Raw genomic sequence first — 1,151 nt, forward strand, 5'->3', positions numbered from 1 at the left:
CATTATTTTCAATATTTAATTGAATATTCATTTTGTTATCTTCTGAAGATACCGAAACAGCGGGATAAAGCGATTTGTCGTTAATCATCCTCAGTGGTTCGGCTGGGTCGCACTGTGGTGGCGGCGGCGGTGTGAACGGCAACGATTCGCAACCTGCCAAGGCAAAATACAGCAAGGCAATTGATAGGTTTTTCACTGTGTGATTCTCCACAATTAAATCAATAGTGCATGTTTTGCATCGCAATATTATATATATTGCAAAATTGCGCCCAAAAAAATTTATCGTCTGAAAATCTTATTACTGCGGAATGCTGGAATCTTTCTTTCTGTTGTTAGATATTGACTTGCAGCTTTGTAAGGCCGTGTGTTTTTCGATAATCCTGCTACTTTTTGCGCTCTGTCTACCGCCCCAGCAAACGCCCCCATTGTGGAAAAGGCAATTCCACCACCAATAGCTGTAGCGATTGACGGTATTTGGCGCAAAATCAATGTACCAAAAGCAAATGCTATAAATATAACAGCAGCATCATTTAGTCCTTTTGCGGCATCTAATGGCTTCACTTGTTCAGCCACTATTTCGATAATAATATTTAGTATTATTGAAACAAAAAATAAAATTAGTGTGTAGTTGGCTAATTGCCCTACCCATGACTCTGTAAATTTTTTTGTTTGCTCAAATAGCGATAGCACTATAAATATTGGTCCCGCAATAAGGAGTAAGGAAATCAACATTTTAGAAGATATGATTAAAAAAGCCGAAAATAATGTAAGCGCAATTGATCCAATCCATAAAAACAGCGCTACTATAAGGTAAACATAGGAATCAGGATAAACACTAAGCTGTTCTATAGAAATATCAGCTAATGAAAAAGCGACTTTTAATAGTAGATCGAGGTTTTCAAGTGAATCAGCAGTAGGTGCACCGCCAATCATAACAACTGAAGATAGCTGAGTACCCGCACCGTACACGAAAGCAATAATTACTGGTGCGTAAATGGTTATATTTAATGCAAAGGCGATAACAACGGATATTTTTATAATTCTTGATATGCCGGTAATTAAAAGCTCATCTATCTTACCAAGCATATGCGCGATTCCCCAAAGCGCAAAATATATTATTAGGACATTATTAAAAATCGGCTTTAACCAAC

2 protein-coding genes are annotated in these 1,151 nt (G+C 37.4%); both read right to left on the reverse strand.

Features of this window, described 5'->3' with window-relative positions:
* The coding region (locus ACOCD2_RS21055; RefSeq protein WP_295514190.1) for a hypothetical protein at positions 1-196 on the reverse strand (196 nt) is incomplete at its 3' end.
* A gap of 83 nt (positions 197-279) precedes the next feature.
* The coding region (locus ACOCD2_RS21060) for a type IV secretion system protein (protein ID WP_419626048.1) at positions 280-1,151 on the reverse strand (872 nt) is incomplete at its 5' end.

It is taken from the genome of Thiolapillus sp. (assembly GCF_048562965.1).
Lineage (GTDB): Bacteria > Pseudomonadota > Gammaproteobacteria > Chromatiales > Chromatiaceae > Thiolapillus > Thiolapillus brandeum_A.